At 49.8% G+C, this 17048-nt stretch carries 10 protein-coding genes and 1 pseudogene; 4 read left to right on the plus strand and 7 right to left on the minus strand.

Features of this window, described 5'->3' with window-relative positions; translation table 11 throughout:
• Positions 1 to 438: 438 nt before the first annotated feature.
• The 3 genes and pseudogenes from NG792_RS01490 to NG792_RS01500 all read right to left on the minus strand — a co-directional run bounded on the left by NG792_RS01490 (position 439) and on the right by NG792_RS01500 (position 2967).
• A complete protein-coding gene (locus NG792_RS01490) occupies positions 439 to 1245 on the minus strand; it encodes a thiazole synthase (protein ID WP_435387554.1) in 807 nt (268 codons plus the stop codon).
• 144 nt (positions 1246 to 1389) lie between these two features.
• Positions 1390 to 2421 (minus strand): annotated as a pseudogene (gene thiO / locus NG792_RS01495) (glycine oxidase ThiO); the annotation flags it as partial.
• 207 nt (positions 2422 to 2628) lie between these two features.
• Positions 2629 to 2967 carry a (2Fe-2S)-binding protein gene (locus tag NG792_RS01500; protein ID WP_261196968.1) on the minus strand — a complete coding sequence of 113 codons (339 nt, stop codon included), beginning with the start codon at positions 2965 to 2967 and terminating at the stop codon, positions 2629 to 2631.
• A 315-nt stretch (positions 2968 to 3282) separates the two neighbouring features.
• On the opposite strand from NG792_RS01500, the gene cimA reads away from it, so the two are divergent.
• The 4 genes from cimA to NG792_RS01520 all read left to right on the plus strand — a co-directional run bounded on the left by cimA (position 3283) and on the right by NG792_RS01520 (position 9778).
• Positions 3283 to 4902, plus strand: a complete 1620-nt coding sequence (gene cimA / locus NG792_RS01505; RefSeq protein WP_261196996.1) for a citramalate synthase — start codon at positions 3283 to 3285, stop codon at positions 4900 to 4902.
• A gap of 348 nt (positions 4903 to 5250) precedes the next feature.
• Positions 5251 to 6336 carry a BtaA family protein gene (locus NG792_RS01510; RefSeq protein WP_261196969.1) on the plus strand — a complete coding sequence of 362 codons (1086 nt, stop codon included), beginning with the start codon at positions 5251 to 5253 and terminating at the stop codon, positions 6334 to 6336.
• 255 nt (positions 6337 to 6591) lie between these two features.
• Entirely contained in the window at positions 6592 to 8223 is a 1632-nt protein-coding gene (locus tag NG792_RS01515; RefSeq protein WP_261196971.1) for a helix-turn-helix transcriptional regulator, read from the plus strand.
• Positions 8224 to 9556: 1333 nt separating this feature from the next.
• Positions 9557 to 9778, plus strand: a complete 222-nt coding sequence (locus NG792_RS01520; RefSeq protein ID WP_015149823.1) for a DUF4327 family protein — start codon at positions 9557 to 9559, stop codon at positions 9776 to 9778.
• 117 nt (positions 9779 to 9895) lie between these two features.
• Here NG792_RS01520 and NG792_RS01525 read toward each other — a convergent pair whose 3' ends face one another.
• From NG792_RS01525 to pheT, 4 genes are all read right to left on the minus strand, one after another.
• Positions 9896 to 11161, minus strand: a complete 1266-nt coding sequence (locus NG792_RS01525; RefSeq protein WP_261196978.1) for an FHA domain-containing serine/threonine-protein kinase — start codon at positions 11159 to 11161, stop codon at positions 9896 to 9898.
• An 85-nt stretch (positions 11162 to 11246) separates the two neighbouring features.
• Positions 11247 to 13523, minus strand: a complete 2277-nt coding sequence (locus NG792_RS01530; RefSeq protein WP_261234256.1) for a serine/threonine phosphatase — start codon at positions 13521 to 13523, stop codon at positions 11247 to 11249.
• A gap of 255 nt (positions 13524 to 13778) precedes the next feature.
• On the minus strand, positions 13779 to 14048 hold the full coding sequence (locus NG792_RS01535) for a YciI family protein (protein ID WP_071884356.1): 270 nt from the start codon (positions 14046 to 14048) through the stop codon (positions 13779 to 13781).
• Positions 14049 to 14590: 542 nt separating this feature from the next.
• Positions 14591 to 17041, minus strand: a complete 2451-nt coding sequence (gene pheT / locus NG792_RS01540; protein ID WP_261234257.1) for a phenylalanine--tRNA ligase subunit beta — start codon at positions 17039 to 17041, stop codon at positions 14591 to 14593.
• Positions 17042 to 17048: the final 7 nt, after the last annotated feature.

Below are 17048 nucleotides of genomic sequence, written 5' to 3' on the forward strand. Positions count from 1 at the left end.
TTGCCACTCCCGAAGCCAATTTTAAGAACCCTCTTTACTTAACCATTGGCTTAGTGTCCCATCAAGGGTTGGAAATCGCCTCGCTGTTCATCCGGAGTATAGGAAATCCCCCACACTACCTTAACAAAATGACAATTTTGAAGATTGCTTCAAGGCAACTTCACACCTGCGAGCGTCTTTATAAAGCCTTAGTAAAGTTAGGCCAGTCAGTGAGTATAGACAACTCCTCAAGCTGTTGTTAATCTAAAAAGCATAAGGGTAACAAACGATAACAACCGAACGGCCCAACCCCGACTCTTATCCAACAACCTGGATACAGGAACGGGAAGAGAAGCGGGTTTCTGGACAACATTTCTGCTGGTTTTGCAAGCAAGGTCCAGAAACCCAATTTTTATATCTGAGTTAAGCCTACAGATAGAGGGTGGGAAATTCTATCTATCAAGGGGCGATCGTGCCAGTGAGGGGAGAACTAGCACTGGCGGCAGATTTAATGGGAATACGACCGGCGAGATAGGCTAGACGTCCGGCTTCTACCCCTTGGGCCATCGCCCTTGCCATTGCGGCGGGATTTTTGGCGAGGGCGATCGCACTATTAATCAAGACCAAATCCGCCCCCATCTCCATCGCCAAAGCCGCCTCGGAAGGCACGCCAATCCCGGCATCCACTACCACCGGCACTTGAGCATTCTCAATAATAATGGCAATATTCGCAGCGGTACTAATTCCCTGTCCTGACCCGATCGGTGACCCCAAGGGCATGACTGTAGCACAACCCACCTCTTCTAAGCGCTTGGCTAACATTGGGTCAGCATTAATATAAGGCAACACGGCAAACCCTTCTTTGACTAATTGTTCTGCCGCTTGCAAGGTGCCGATCGGGTCCGGTAACAGATATTTAGGGTCGGGAATTACCTCTAATTTGACAAAATTATTATCCTCTTGACCCAGGAGTTTCGCCATTTCTCGACCCAATCTGGCCACGCGAATCGCTTCTTCAGCAGTTTGACATCCGGCAGTATTGGGCAACATCCAGATTTTACTCCAGTCGATCGCCTCCGCTAATCCCTCATGTCCCGGTGCATTGGTTTGCACCCGACGCACCGCCACTGTCACGATTTCACAACCACTGGCGATAATACTTTGCTGCATTTCCTCCATTGACCGATATCTGCCCGTCCCGGTCATTAACCGCGACTGGAACGATCGCCCCGCAATGGTGACCGGCTGATCTAACTGCTGTAACAAAGATTCCGGAGAAGGGACAGAGGGTTTGGCGGTGGCGTAGGTGAGAGAATTACTCATGGGAGATCCAGTGGGTTGAGCAGATGAGGTAAAAAATCGCTGACTACTAAAGTGTGATAGCAGGGGATCCGTATTCTCCTGGAGAATCGAATCGGCAATCAGGGCAGCGGTAATCGGTGCCAGTAAAATCCCGTTGCGATAGTGACCTGTGGCTAAGGTTAAATTGGCGATCGCACTGGGACCCAGAACTGGCCATTCATCCGGAGTCGCCGGTCGATATCCCCACCAACATTCACTGATGGGATAATCCCCTAGGGCCGGATAGAGGCGCATCGCCCGTTCTAGCAAGAGTTTGATTCCCGCAGGAGTGTTACTCGGGGTAAACCCCACATCCTCACTCGTAGCACCGATAATAATCCGGCCATCCCGTCGCGGAACGATGTAGGTTTCCGGTCCAAATAATACGCGACTTAGAGGCGGCTGCACCGGGGAATTGACAGGGGCCTGCACCGAGAGCATCTGCCCTTTTTTAGGATGAACCGGAATCGGCAGGAGTTGATGACTCCAGGCCCCGGTTGCCAGGACATAATGGGAGGCGTGTAATTCTCCCTGGTTCGTGCGCAGGGCGACTGCCTGCTGTTGTCTCTGGATAATCCCCTCCAGGATGACGCCCTCGCGAATCTCGACTCCCAATTCTCGGGCTGCCTTTAATAACGCATTGGCAAGGGCGCGATTATCCACTTGTCCATCTTCGGGATACCACCACCCGCCAACGACTGCCTCACCTAAACCAGGTTGGTACAGGTCTAGGTGACATTTGTCAACCCAAGTGGCGGGAAATTCTGAATCCAGAGGGTAGAGGGTCCCCCGTGGGTTGGGTTCATAAACCGGGGCGAGGATACCCCCAGGCCAATAGCCGGTAGAGACGCCGCTAAGGTCTTCTATTTTGCTAATCCAGTCCGGATAGAGCGATCGCGATCGCAAGCACAAATCCAGCATCGGTCCCGGGGGAACAGCCTCCGCTTGCGGGGCCAACATTCCCGCTGCTGCATAGGTGGCTCCCTCCTGTAGCGATCGCGTACAAACCGTCACCGATGCCCCACGCAGTTTCAAGTCAATGGCAATGGATAAGCCGATAATGCCACCGCCAATAATAATGATATCGTTTGATGTCTTCATTAAAAAATTAGGGTAATTTGTTTTATAAAAGTAGGCTTTTTGTCAAGTTCCCATCCCGAAGATTAGTTTAAAATTTTCCCCGGGACTTCATTCACTGGGTTTTAATGAATCAGAAGACAGGGGAGTATAATTTACAATAAGGCTTTCCTGTTCCGAGAAAAAATTGCCCTCAAATTATTAATTTTTAATGCTAAATGCCTCAAAGCCCTACCCTTCTGCTGTCCACAGCGGATTTTCCCCTTGTCCCCAGAATCCGTCATATTTTGTCAACTTTACATCACCTAAAACTTGGGTTTGACAAGCTAATCGGAGATTTTTTGCGGGAGAATGAGGAGGGAGCGATCGCCGAGTTCGGTCCCGCCAGTTGGGAGCCGAGACTTCCCCTTGAATCTCCACCGCACAAGTGCCACAACTACCAAGGCCACGACAATTAATCAATTTTGCCTTGCCATTGTACAGGTCAATCCCGTTATCTAACAAAACCTGCCGGAGATTGGCCCCGCGATCGCACTGTAAGGTCTTTCCCCCAACTTCTACTTTTGGCATCTCAACTCACTCAAAGCATTTCACTCTCTATTTTTACACCTTTTGGGGAGATGGGGAGGATGGGGAGGACCGCCATCAGGATGGGGAGGATGGGGAGGATGGGGGAGCTTAGAAGAGTAGGGTTTTTACGTTCAGGGGGATTGGCCTGACATTTAAATACACTTCCGGTCCCCTCCCCAAGACACAGGGGAGGGGACCGGAGATGGAGTTAAGCCTAAAAAACGTACTCTCCCCCATCTTCCCCATCTCCACACCTCCCCCATCTCCCCTGTCCAATGACAAATGACAAATGACCAAGGACCAATGACCAAAACTATGAATGCAGATACCACCAACCGGATTTGGATCTACGACACCACCCTAAGAGATGGCTCCCAGCGCGAGGGGATGTCTCTGTCTATCGAGGATAAATTGCGAATTGCTCACCGCCTCGATCGCCTGGGAGTACCTTTTATCGAAGGCGGATGGCCTGGGGCTAATCCCAAAGATGTCCAATTTTTCTGGAGACTCCAAGAAGAACCTCTGCAGAACGCTGAAGCAGTCGCTTTTTGTTCCACCCGTCGTCCGGGAAAAACGGCAGCAGAGGACCCCATGTTACAGCCAATTCTGTCCGCAGGGACCCGCTGGGTGACGATTTTTGGCAAATCCTGGGATCTTCATGTGATTGAAGGACTCAACACGACCCGGGAAGAAAACCTGGAGATGATCCGCGATACTATCGAGTTTTTGCGGAGTCAGGGACGACAGGTGATTTATGATGCCGAACACTGGTTTGATGGATACAAACACAATCCTGCTTATGCGCTGAAAACCCTAGAAACGGCGATCGCAGCCGGTGCGGAATGGATTGTTTTCTGCGACACCAATGGCGGCACCCTACCCCATGAAATCAGCCAAATCACCCGCACCGTGATTCAAACCCTCCGCCAAAATATTGAGATTCCCATCAATTTTGGCATTCATACCCACAATGACGCAGAAACTGCCGTTGCCAACGCCTTAACTGCGGTTCTCGAAGGAGTCCGCATGGTTCAAGGCACAATTAATGGCTATGGCGAACGCTGCGGCAATGCCAACCTTTGCTCTTTAATTCCCAATCTTCAGCTTAAACTGGGCTATGATTGCATCGATTCGAGTCACTTGGTTAAACTGACCGAAACCAGTCGCTATATCAGCGAAGTAGCCAATCTCGCCCCGGATGATCATGCTCCATTTGTGGGACTTTCAGCCTTTGCTCATAAGGGGGGAATTCACGTTTCTGCGGTCCAGCGCAATCCCTTGACTTATGAACATCTCCAACCGGAATTAATCGGCAATAAGCGCCGAATTGTGGTTTCCGACCAAGCCGGAATGAGTAATATTTTGGCAAAGGCCGAGAGCTTTGGGATTGATTTGAACAAAAAAGATCCAAAATGTCGGCAGATTTTGGAGAAGTTGAAAGAGTTGGAAAATCAGGGATATCAATTTGAGGCAGCGGAAGCGAGTTTTGAATTGTTAATGCATGAAGCAGTAGGCGATCGCCAGACATTTTTTGAAATTAAAGGCTTTCACGTCCATTGCGAACAACTCGAAGGGATGACCAATGTTTTGGCAACGGTTAAAGTGGGAGTCAATGGCAAAAATATTTTAGAAGCGGCTGAAGGCAATGGTCCCGTTTCGGCTTTAGATGCCGCCCTGCGAAAAGCATTGGTTAATTTTTATCCCGCTTTAGCGGACTTCCAACTTACGGATTATAAGGTCAGAATTCTGGATGGGGGGGCCGGAACTTCGGCTAAAACTCGGGTTTTAGTGGAATCGAGCAATGGTCATCAACGCTGGACAACGGTGGGGGTTTCTACAAATATTATTGAAGCTTCCTATCAAGCGGTGGTAGAAGGATTAGAATATGGGCTAATTCTTCAAAACCAAGGAAAGGAAGCGGTAATGGTTTCTTAGGAGAGAGTAAAAGCAATTTAGTTTCAGGGGAAAGCCAGGGAACCGCGCCTTTGCAGAGTATCAAACTCGGGTTTTCCCCTGATTATTCAGAAAGGGGCAGGTCATGAATTGCTCTTTTACCCGGTGATGGGTCAGTCCAGTTAAATCCTAGATTGCCGGGTAAATAGAAAGGTAAATCCTTGACATTATTTCAGGTGGCCGATTTGGGATCTATCTCTGGATAGAGAATAAATAAAAGGGAAGAATCACCGGGTCAGTCACTTGGCAAACTGTCACAAACCGTCCGGTAGCTGCTAGGGATTGGAATAATAATAAAGTGATTCTTGATCGTCTAGGATTGTAGCCCTCATGCAGCGCTTAGAAAATTCCACTGCCTCTGAAATCAGTTTTTCTCAAGTTCCCGAAGATCCTCGCATCGAGCTCTCTGTTGCGGAAAAATTGGGAGAATGCCAGGAAAATTTATTACGAGTTTTAGTGGTTGCCTCTGGCGGTTGCACGGCGTTGAGTTTATTAGCTTCGCCGATGGTGGGACAAATTGAAGCGGTGGATAGCAATCCGGCGCAATTACATTTAGTGGAGTTGCGCCGTCAGGCATTGCTACATTTACCTTTATTTGACCAACTGGCGCTGATTGGTGGCGATCGCACCACGAGCAGTCGGGAACGACTGGACCTCTACAAAGAATTGCGGCCCTATCTTCCAGAAGCAACGTTATCTTTCTGGGATGCGCGACTCGAACAAGTTGCCCAAGGCGTCAATCAGGTGGGCCGATTTGAGACCCTGACGACTCAGTTATCGGCCCAATTTTCGGCATTGGGTTTGGATCCGCTTCACGATCCAGCACAAAGTCTTGCTCATCCTGGGTGGCAAGATTGGGTTGAGTCTATTTTCACCCCCGAGGAACTGGTGAACATTTTTGGGGAAATGCCGGTGAAGGGGTGGCAGGGACTGTCTTTTGGGGAGCATTTTGCTCAGAGGTTGGCGATGGCCCTCAACAAGATGCCTCCCCAGGAAAATTATTTTATGACCCAACTGTTTGCCAACTCCTACGCTGAGGGGTTAAAAGGGGTCCCGGTGTATTTACAAGGGTTTGCCCAAGGGACTATTTTGGCCCTGGGTACCCAGCGCCTGAAACTGCATGGCGGTCAGTTTTTAGAAAAAGTGGTGGAACTCGGTCAAGCGGGGGGATTTGACCTGATTTCTATGTCAAATTTCGGGGATGGGATGGCCCCTGGGGAGTTAGAGGGGGCGATCGCCAAGATGGCGCAATACTTAAATCCCGGTGGGGCTTTAATCGGACGCCGACTCCAGGGCAATTATGATTTAGGGGCGGTGATGAGCCAGTGGTTGCACGTGGATCGGGAATGGAGTGCTAGATTACTGGGGATGGAACGCTCTTATCTCTATGAAGAGGTGGTTTTGGGGTTTGCCTGATGATGGGGCGATCGCGGCTAGATCATGAGGACCCTGAACCCAAACTTAACCTTGAATGAATCCTGACTTAACCCACTCTCAACGGCTGTGAAGTCTAAGGTCCCTGCCCATAAACTCTGTTTAGTGAGGGGAATCCTCCACAACTCGATTGTTTTCTCACTGAAGCGAGATAAAATTGGGAATGAACAAAAACTCACTTATTTGCATCTAAGACCAAGGCAACAGTCGTCGTTACATAAGGGTGAGAGAACTGCTGTGATTCCTCAAGACTTTTTAAAGGTGGTAACAGTCGAACGGGGCGTGTCGGACTCGGAAATTCAGGTCTTATCTTATGCGCTGCATGGTGAATCCATCGCCGCGATCGCCATTAACCTGGGCATTCGACCCGAAGCGGTCCGCAAACGACTCGGTGAAGTGTACAAAAAATTTAAAATCGGGGGCGCTGGACCCGGTAAAATGGCCAAGTTACAACAGATTCTGGTCAGCGAGTATCAGGACCATCAGACTGGCATAACCTTGAAGAGCAATGGACTCCTGAATGGGTCAGCCTCTTGTGTTAAATCCATCTATGATTGGGGCGAGGCACCGGATAGTTCAATTTTTTATGGGCGAGAACTTGAACTAGCCACCTTGAAGCAGTGGATTTTAGAGCAAGAGTGCCGAGTGGTGTCCATTTTGGGAATGGCAGGGATGGGCAAAACTGCCCTTTCCGTCAAACTGGCTCACCAACTCCAAGATCAATTTGATTCGGTGTTATGGCGAAATTTGCACCAGGGTCCACCCCTGAGCGACCTGCTAGACAATCTACTCAAATTGATCTACCCTCATCAGAGCGCTTATTCTGTTCCGGAACTCAATGATAAAATCTCCCTACTCCTGGAATATTGTCGCCGTCATCGCTGTTTATTAATCCTCGATGGTGTGGAAACCCTTTTACAAGGGGGTGAACTCTCGGGACAGTATCGCGCCGGTTATGAAGAGTATGGAGACTTTTTTAAACGGCTTTCGTGCCAACCCCACAAGAGCTGTGTGCTGATGACCAGTTGGGAAAATCCCAAGGAAATCAGTTTACAAGAAGGGGATTATTTACCCGTTCGGTCTCTACAATTGACGGGGTTAAATGCAGAGGCATCTACTCAAATTTTAAAAGATAAAGGATTGATTGCCGAACCTGCATGGGCTAATTTATTTGACCTATATCGCGGCAATCCTTTAGAACTCAAAATTGCAGCTCGGACGATTCAAGAATTATTTGGGGGCCAAGTTGCGGAATTTTTGAAACATGGCACATTAGTGTTTGGGGAAATCGGAGAGTTGCTCGCCCAACAGTGCGATCGCTTGTCTGCGTTAGAAAAAGAAATTCTATATTGGCTGGCGATCGAGCGTCAACCGCTATCTTTGGAGCGTCTGCGCCAGACGATGTTATTGCCGGTGCCGTTACAGGAATTATTAGAAGCGGTGGCTTCTTTGGGACGGCGATCGCTGCTGGAAAAAAGTGCAGACCCGCACCGTGCTTTATTCTGCCTTCAGCCTGTTTTGTTGGAATATGTAACTACGGCGTTGATGAGTCAAATTTTTGAGGAATTACGCGAGGTTTTTAACACTAAAAAGCCGGAGAAATTTTTGCTTTTCCGCAGCCATGCCCTGGTGCAACCGGAGGCGGAACCCCTGGTTCAACAACAACAACTCTATCAGATTATCACGCCTTTAGGCGATCGCCTCCGACGCACGATTAGAAGTGAAAGTCGGATCGTTGATTATTTAACCCAAATTGACACCCTTTTACAAGGAGAACCGACTCTAGAAGTCGGCTATAGCAGTAAAAATGTCAAGAGTCTCCTGAAATCCCTCCAACCGGAGAAAGAAAGACTGAGCGATCGCGCTTGAGTGTTTCAGAGATAACCCCCAACCCCTTACCCCTGAAGGGAAAAGCACAAAGCCCTCATCCAGGTAATAGTTGAGGCTTCTACTTCCAGTCCCCTCTAAACCTCAAAAAAAGAGGCCCTCTCCTCAAAGGAGAGGGAAAGGGGTTGGGTCCCCTTCCGAGTCCGCTCTAAAATGCTGGACTCCCCCATCTCCCCATCTCCCCATCTCCCCCATCTCCCCCATCTCCCCATCTCCCCATCTCCCCATCTCCCCATCTCCCCCATCTTCCCCATCTCCCCATCTCCCCATCTCCCCATCTCCCCCATCTCCCCCATCTCCCCATCTCCCCATCTCCCCCATTTCTCCAATGTGCAACAATTGAGAAAATTTGTGATAAACTACTTTAGTAGAGAAAAAACTCTCCACTAAAAATCCCACCCAATTCCGTACCCATAGCAAGCGCCAAAGCGAGTTCAACGCTCAAGAAGTTCAACTTCGACCCTCTGCGATCGCCCTAGGGATTGATTGGTTATCCGGTAGGAATCTGATCGCGCTGCTTACTGTTGTAGGTAGCCCCAACAAGCTTAATCCTTCCCGAAATGTGCAGACCGTATGATTCTGAAGAAAGCGCCTCCCAGGTGAGTGTGATCAACGCGATCGCCATCTAGGGCAAGCGTAACCGATAGGGTTAGAGGTTTGCTCCCAGCCAGGACCCCAGGAACCAGGAATCGGGTGAAAGGCTCTGGGGAGTCACAGATGAGGCGATTCGTAAAAAAAAATAAAAAATAGACTTGCCAAAAGCAGCGTGCTACGATAAAAGATATAAAGTAGCTTTTCCACCGATTACCGAATCTAGGATTTTTCCGAACCGGCACTCAACTGACTGAAGTTGGGGATAGCCGCTCCATCAAGATAGCGAAGATAGCGTGGCTCGACATTTTTGATAGTCGAGAACCGATGATCATTCCTCCCATTGACCTAGAATATCGGACAGAGCAAAAAGAAAGGACTTTCCAATGGTTCAAAACGTTTCCTTAGCTTCAGGTGGTTTACACAAACCGTGCAAATCTCCGGATTATATACCCTGTTCGGCTGGAAGTGTGTCAAGGCCGATGCCAAACCGACTCGACGGTCTAACGAACTTGACTAGCTGAAACTGATGGTAAAAAATGCAGGCACTTTTTAAAGAGGTCTGGAAGCGGAAACCCAACTTCGCGCTGGAACGGCATACCCCTCCAGCAAAAATCCACCGTCAACTCTACGAGGATGGCGAATAAAACCTTGCGAAGTATGGTAAAAGGATTGGAAAGCAATTGAATGTTGTTAGAAGTTTTTGGAAAATTAAAGAGGTATTATGACCCAGCAGGTTTGTCACTCGATGGATAAATTACAGCGTCAGGTGCGATCATTAGTAGAATCAAAAATCCTCAAGCCTACAGATAGCCTCTGGAAAATCGCCTTTCTCTATGGAGATGAATGGGCGTACTGGAAAAAAGAATTACTTGAATTTGGTTTTTCAATGAAAGATCCTGTGGTTCACCTCTTAGCGGTAGAAACCTGGGAAGAAGACGAGTAGAAGGGTTGGAATAAGGATAACCGGGAAAAAAACAGAGGAGCGATCGCCTGATTGGGTATCGTTTAGCCCAGCTAAAGCTGAGGGTTTTCGCTCATCTGTCATCCCGAATATCCCTATTTATAAGCACTGCGAGAGAGCCCGAGCTAGTTGCGCAGCGGTTTGATAGCGATCGCTCGGTTTAGATTCCGTTGCCTTTTCAATCGTCTCTCGGACTTGGGGAGGAATGCGCGGATCACCTTTGAGGTTAAACCCATAGCCCGAACCGCGAAGCTCAAAAAACTTCTGAGGACTCTCCCCTGTCAGTAAAAAAATCAACGTTGCACCGATCGCATAAAGATCCGATTGAGTTAATGGCTCACCTCGGTTCTGTTCTGGTGCCGTATAATCCGGTGCGCCAATGCAAGTACCCAAAGGCGTACCAATTTCCTTAACCGCCCCAAAATCCAGCACGATAATTCGATTATCCACCGTCCGCACCATCAAATTCGCCGGTTTGATATCCCGGTGAACGATGGGCGGACTTTGGGCATGAATATACTCCAATACCTCACAAGTTTGAATCATCCAATCGATCGCCTGAGATAAAACAACCGGACCGCGCTGATAAACCCGCTGTTCCAAATCCTGACCGTGGATCATCGCCATTGCCAGATATTTTTTGCCCTCATCGACAAAAAAATCATAAAACTGTGGTACTCCGGGATGATTCAACCCCTTGAGGATCCGTGCCTCCCGCTCAAATAATTCCCTTGCCTTGGGAATGCGGGTCATATCCGCATTCATTTCCTTTAACACCAACATTTTGGGACGGGGGTTATTTTCCTCCGGAGGAACGAATGCCAGATAAGTCGTACCCATTCCCCCTTGACCCAAGGTTTTCAAAATTTGATACTCTCGGATCTGCCGTTCCACATGAATCGGCGCGCCGCAGTGAATGCAAAACAGGGTATGGGGGGGATTATTGGCATGAGTGCAAACCGAGGCAACCGGGGAAGCCGGGGAAGCCGGGGAAGAGGGGGAAGCCGGGGAAGAGGGGGAAGCTTGGGCTTCCAGGATAAACTTTAACAGTGGACCTCCTCGGGCTAACTGAATCAGCGCCCCATTACTGAGGCGCGACTGCTGGGCTGGGTGACCATTGACAAACGTGCCATTGGTCCCGTAATTGATCAACTGCCAGACTTTGCCGTGAGTGCTATCCTGGGTCAGATGTAACTCCAAATGCAGGCGAGACACGACCGGATCATCAAGCACTAGATCATTCTGTTCCGGCGATCGGCCAATGCGAATCACCTCAGCATTCTCAAACCGCCACTGTTTAATCGGAGAATTCGTGTCGTCTACCAAAACCAGAGTAACCACTTCGGCAACTCCTTGAAACATCATTGAAACTCAGTCTTAAACCTGATCGAAGCACAAACTAGAAGCGCACCGAAAGCCAAAACCCCGGCTTTCGGTACGCCGGGGCGGTTTACCGTTCGCGGACCAGGGCACGAACGGCGATCGCCGTAATATTATCGTGACCGTTATATTGATTCCCTAAATCAATTAACGCCTTAACCCCAGGCTCTAAGGGCATTTCTGGATTCAGGAGGGGTTCAACATGAGTCAAATAGTGAGTCTCTAACAAATCATTATCTGTCAGACCATCGGAAGCCAAAATCAATAAGGTATCTTCCTCTATCTTAAAAAACTGCACATCGGGGCTGACAAAATCCTCATTCCGAGGTCCCAGCGCCTGGGTAAGCTGGTAGGCATCGGGACGCAAGTAAGCCGTTTCCGGATCCACACCTCGCTGAATTTCCCGCTGCCCCACTTCATGATCCACCGTGACCTGGTGCAATCCCTGAGAGGGAGTAAAACGATAGAGACGGCTATCCCCCACATGAGCAACGGCTACATTCTGATCTTGAACTAACACCATCACCAGGGTTGTCCCCATCCGCCCACTGCCACCACGCTGTTCTGTTTGGTTGAGGTCATAAATGGCCTGATTTGCAAACAGAACCCCGGTAGAGATGACCTCTTGAGTCGGTAAGCTATCCTGCCAATAGCGATGGAAATATTCCCGCAGCTTTTCCACCGCTAAGGCACTGGCAATTTCCCCGCCTTCATGTCCTCCCATGCCATCACAAAGAATGTAAAGCCCCTTGTGGTGGGTGGAGAAGGCTCTGGCACCTTGACGCTGCTTAACTTGGGTTTCAATGCCGAAATCATCTTCGTTATGGGTGCGTTGCCGTCCAATATCCGTCTCTCCGGAGGCTTCGAGACTTTCTAACAGAACCGGCATGACCATCGTGGGACTGTCATCCATATCTAGGTTATCGGTGATTGCACCCAGATAAAGCGGGTCAGATTGGGGGGAACTGATGGGAGTTGCCGGGTGGAGTTGAGATTGCAGGGTTTCCAGGCGCGATCGCAACTCTTCCACATTGTCCAACTCTGCCGAGGCTAATTCCCCTACCACTTGTTGTAATTCTGAAATCTCCTCCTGTTCTGTGTCGGTTGTCAGTTGCGCCACATTTAAGAGGGTTTGCCAAAACTGTCCCACTGCCGTGAAAGTCGGGGTAGCATGGGGCTGGTCGGGATATAAGCGTTGCAGACACAAAATTTGGTCTTCTACATCTAGGCGGAGATTTTGGGGTTCTAGTAAACTTTGCCGACAATGCCAGGGCTCTAATCCAATCCAGAGTTCTGTCACTTCCTGCAACCAGTGCAGAATCTGGGAGGGAAGGATGGGGTTAGTTTGGACATATTCCATTAGGGCCGGTTGGGTGGAACGGTCTTCTAAGAGGAGGACCCGGCGATCGCCCCAGTGCCATGCATCATGGATAGCCGGAACGATCGCGTAAAATTGGGAGTGGAGGGCCAGATACGCTTTAGCGATCGCCGGAATTGCCAGGGCCAAAGCGGGAGTGGGGTTATCCATGCGATCGGGGATTTCTACAGGGTGAGAACTCAAGGCGAACAGGAGCGATTGTTGCAAGGGAATGCAATCGAGTACCTTCACCTGAATTTCCCCCTGAGTCAGTTGATTTAAGGCCAAATCCTCCAAAAGTTGATAGCGGTTTTCTTCGCCTAAAAAGGACCCGGCAGGCAGAATTTCTTCGGTTTCCTCGGGGATTTCTAATGCTGTTGCCGCAGGGATTACCGCCTCAGATTGTTCTTCAGAAATCGGTGTTTCGGGAATATCCGCGTCCGTCGGTTCTATTGTCGTTTCTATCTCGGGGGATTCTTTCAGGGTAGCGACTTCTGGGGGGGTTTCCACTGCCGCTTCAACCCCCTGGGTTTCCGAGGTTTCTGTACTTTCCGCCACTTGTGTGAGCACTTCCGACAGACTAGCAATGGTATCAACGTCAGAAGTCTCAGAGGAAGTCGGAGAAGCTTCTTCCGTTGTCCCTGCCTGGGGTTCTATTTCCGATTCCTCCGGGATATGGGTTGCGATCGCCTCGGAAACTGATCCCACAGCCATTTCCACCGTCGGCATGGTTGCCACAGACACCGATTCCTCAACCGCTGGAGTATCAACCTCTGCTGCAACATCCCGACTCTGGGGTACTCGTTGGCGATCGACGATCGCCAGCCAAATTTGCCCCGTGATGGCACCGCAATTATGGCACTTTAACTCACTGGCAAGCACCGGGGCTCCACATTGCCCACAGGATTTATGGGTTAGGGACATCCCACATTTTTGACAAAACTTGTGGGAGTTAGGGTTCTGGGAATGGCATTTAGAGCAGACAAGCATAGTAATATTCCACTTCAGAAATTTAAGAGTTTTAATCAACCCGGATTTTTAACGATCGCATCTTAATTTAGGATACTTCCTGGATTTTAGCGTTCCTCTCATCGAGTTAACCCCCGCTAGACTTAGCCAGATTTCCCCCTGATCCGTTCCCAAACCCCTCGGGTCCCTTTCCTTACCCCTTCGGTGTCAGGAAATCCCAGAGACTCGCCCCTACACCGAAGGGGTTTTCCCACAGAAACTACTCAGGGAACCCCTTTAAAATGCTTGGATCCATTCTTTGACCTCGTACTCGGTCCAAATCCCATTTTTCCAATAAGGGTCACCCTCGACTGCCTCACGGACGGTTTGTTCATCTGGGGCTTCATAAATCCCAAATACTTTGGTGACATCTTGCGTAGGACCCAGGGTAATCACTAAACCGGCTGCTTTTTGGGCGCTAATTCCATCTAGGTGCGCTTGTCGATAAGGGGCCCGTTTTTCCAGCACATCTTCGCAGTAGCTGCCCCACATTACATACTTCGGCATCGTTTAATTTTTGAGAGTAGAGGTTGACAATTGAACCGCTATATCCCCAGGAATAGGGGAGTTTAACAGCAGGTCGGGAATAGGAACCCCCGACCGTTGGTTTTGGGGAATATGTCCCCGGGAAGAGAGGTAGGGCTGTTTCATTCTCCCAGCCCAATTAATTTTTGCATGGTTCAATCGCTTTATCTGGCCTGGGATACAGCCTTATTCCCCTCCCTTGGAGGGGTGTCCCGAAGGGACGGGGTGGTGTCTTGATTTGGAAGAGACATATACTTTTGAGTAGGGTGCATAGATCAATACTTGATGACTAGCTAGAATTTACCACCCCGCCCCTGCGGGGCACCCCTCCAAGGGAGGGGAATTTTGGGGCTTATTCCCCTTCCTTGGTGGGGTAACCCTCGAAAGGAGAGGAATTTTGGGGCTTATTCCCCTTCCTTGGAGTAGGGCTGTTTCATTCTCCGGACCCAATTATTTTTTGGGCTGTAAAGCTTACGGTGCAAGGAAAATTTTAGAATGAAACAGCCCTACGGGAAGAGAGGGGGTTAGCTGCGCAAACTCACAGCAAACTGGCTGACTAAGGCATCCCTAACCTTCTGATGGGCCGGTTCTATCTCTTCATCGGTGAGGGTGCGATCGCTGGCCCGATAGACCAGTCGAAAGGCTAAACTTCGTTGTCCTTCTGGCACATTCTGTCCCCGATAATCATCGAACAGTTGCACGGATTCTAACAAAGACCCGGCAGACTGGCTCATCACCCCAGTGAGATCACTTACCGCCACCTCAACCGGCGCATAAAAAGCCAAATCCCGGTCTGATGACGGATAAGAGGAGTAAGCGCTAAATTTGCGTCCGAAGGTATCTTGTGTGAGAGCATCTAAAATGGGTTGTAACTCCATCTGGAAGATATACACTTCATTGGGTAATTCTCGGTCTTGTCGAAGTTGGGGATGGAGTTGACCGAAAACCCCAATATTCCGGTCCTGCAACCACAAAGAAGCTGTCCGTCCCGGATGTAACAGAGTGGGATAGGCATTGGATTCGGGACGATAAGCTATATCCAATCCGAGGCGATCGCAGACACTTTCCAGAATCCCTTTCGCCTCATACCAGGACATCGGTTGTTCCCGACCACTGCGGACCCAGCGGCCTACAGTGGGGTCACCGCCTAGAATTCCGGCGATCGCCTCTTGTTCCTTCAGTCCTTCGCTATCTTTCCAGAATGTGCGACCCAACTCAAACCCATTCAGAGGACCATTGCCTTGGGCTAAATTATACTCAAACGCATCAATGGCCCCCGAGAGCATTTCCGTCCGTAAAGCAGAATATTCCACAAACAGCGGATTAGCTAAAGCAATTTGATTTTCCTGTTCTGCCTTAACTAACGAATAATGCATCAGTTCCGTCAAACCGGCACTGCGGAAGGCCGATCGCAACTCTCGTCTTGCCTGTTGTTCCGGTCCAAGCTGTCCGGCAGCACTTTGGGTTGGTAAGGTTTCGCAGAACTTGTCATAGCCATAAAGACGGGCAATTTCTTCGATTAAGTCAATTTCCCGTTCCAAGTCCCGAGCCCGATAGGGCGGCACTTGCACGGACCAGACTTGACCCGGGGTAATCCCTGTGAGGGTACATCCCAAAGCCGTGAGAATCGGTTCGATATCCGTTGCTTGTAATTCTCCCGTGCCTTCGCCTTGTTTGATGGGTCCGAGAACCTGATTCACGCGATCGCGGCGCAGTTCGATGGATTGGACCGAACCCCCAACACGCAGTTCTTCCGGACGTGCATCGGCAAGTCGTTGATGGACGGGAGTACCCCCTGCGAGTTCTTGGAACAGGGCGATCGCTCGATCGCAGGCTGTTTCTAACCCGGCATAATTGACCCCGCGTTCATACCGCGCCGAGGACTCCGTGCGTAACCCCACCGCCCGAGACGATCGCCGCACTGCTGGCGGGTCAAATAATGCCGCCTCTAAAATTAAATTCTCAGTCCCGTCATGGACTTCCGTTTCTTCCCCACCCATCACCCCAGCAATGGCAACCGGCTGATTATTCGCCGTAATCAAGAGATTTTGGGCTTGCAGAGTGCGGGTTTGACCGTCCAGGGTTTTGAAGGTTTCCCCGGATTGGGCAAATCGGACGCCGAGGGTGAGGGAATCTCCTCCGGCGAGGGTTTGGAGGCGATCGCGATCAAAAGCGTGTAACGGCTGTCCCCATTCCAACAGAATGTAATTCGTGACATCCACCACATTATTAATCGGGCGCACCCCTGCCGCTTGGAGACGTTGCTGCAACCACAAGGGAGAAGGGGCAATTTTGACCCCAGTGATTTCCGTGCCAATATAAGCAAGACAGGCTTGAGATTCGTCAATTTTTAACGAAAACCCCTGGCCTCCGGGGGTAGGGTATGTACTTAAGGCAAGCGGCAATCGTAACGCACCCCCAGTCAGGGCCGCCACTTCTCGGGCGACTCCTACCATACTCAAAGCATCCGCCCGATTTGCCGTGGAGGTCAAGTCTAAAATGACATCATCCAGACCCAACAACGGAGAAACTGCCGTCCCTAATTGGGGGTTTTCCAAGTCAAACTCATGAATCCCCTCGGATTCTTTCGTTAACCCCAATTCAGCTAACGAGCAAATCATCCCTTCAGAAGGGACGCCGCGCAGTTTGGCCTTTTTAATTTTTAAGTCAATTTTGGGCAGATACGTCCCAATCGGGGCCACTGCCACATAAATATCAGCCTTAGCATTCGGTGCGCCACAGACAATATTTAAAGGAGATTCCCCGCCAATATTGACCTTGCAGACGCTTAGTTTATCGGCATTGGGATGTTGTTCGCGCTCAATAATTTTTCCCAACACGACGCCGTTAGCCCAACTGCGCCGATCTTCGATGTCTTCTACTTCAAATCCAGCCATCGTCAGCGTATGGGCTAACTCTTCTGGAGACATCGTGATGTCTATCAGTTCCCGCAACCAGTTTAGAGAAATCCGCATTGATATG

The sequence above is a fragment of the Laspinema olomoucense D3b genome (assembly GCF_025370785.1).
GTDB classification, from domain to species: domain Bacteria; phylum Cyanobacteriota; class Cyanobacteriia; order Cyanobacteriales; family Laspinemataceae; genus Laspinema; species Laspinema olomoucense.

Coding starts and splice junctions, on each gene's coding strand:
- NG792_RS01500 (WP_261196968.1), bottom strand. CDS start 2,967: ATGCCAAAAGTAGAAGTTGGGGGAAAGACCTTACAGTGCGATCGCGGG.
- cimA (WP_261196996.1), top strand. CDS start 3,283: ATGAATGCAGATACCACCAACCGGATTTGGATCTACGACACCACCCTA.
- NG792_RS01510 (WP_261196969.1), top strand. CDS start 5,251: ATGCAGCGCTTAGAAAATTCCACTGCCTCTGAAATCAGTTTTTCTCAA.
- NG792_RS01520 (WP_015149823.1), top strand. CDS start 9,557: ATGACCCAGCAGGTTTGTCACTCGATGGATAAATTACAGCGTCAGGTG.
- NG792_RS01525 (WP_261196978.1), bottom strand. CDS start 11,161: ATGATGTTTCAAGGAGTTGCCGAAGTGGTTACTCTGGTTTTGGTAGAC.
- NG792_RS01530 (WP_261234256.1), bottom strand. CDS start 13,523: ATGCTTGTCTGCTCTAAATGCCATTCCCAGAACCCTAACTCCCACAAG.
- NG792_RS01535 (WP_071884356.1), bottom strand. CDS start 14,048: ATGCCGAAGTATGTAATGTGGGGCAGCTACTGCGAAGATGTGCTGGAA.
- pheT (WP_261234257.1), bottom strand. CDS start 17,041: ATGCGGATTTCTCTAAACTGGTTGCGGGAACTGATAGACATCACGATG.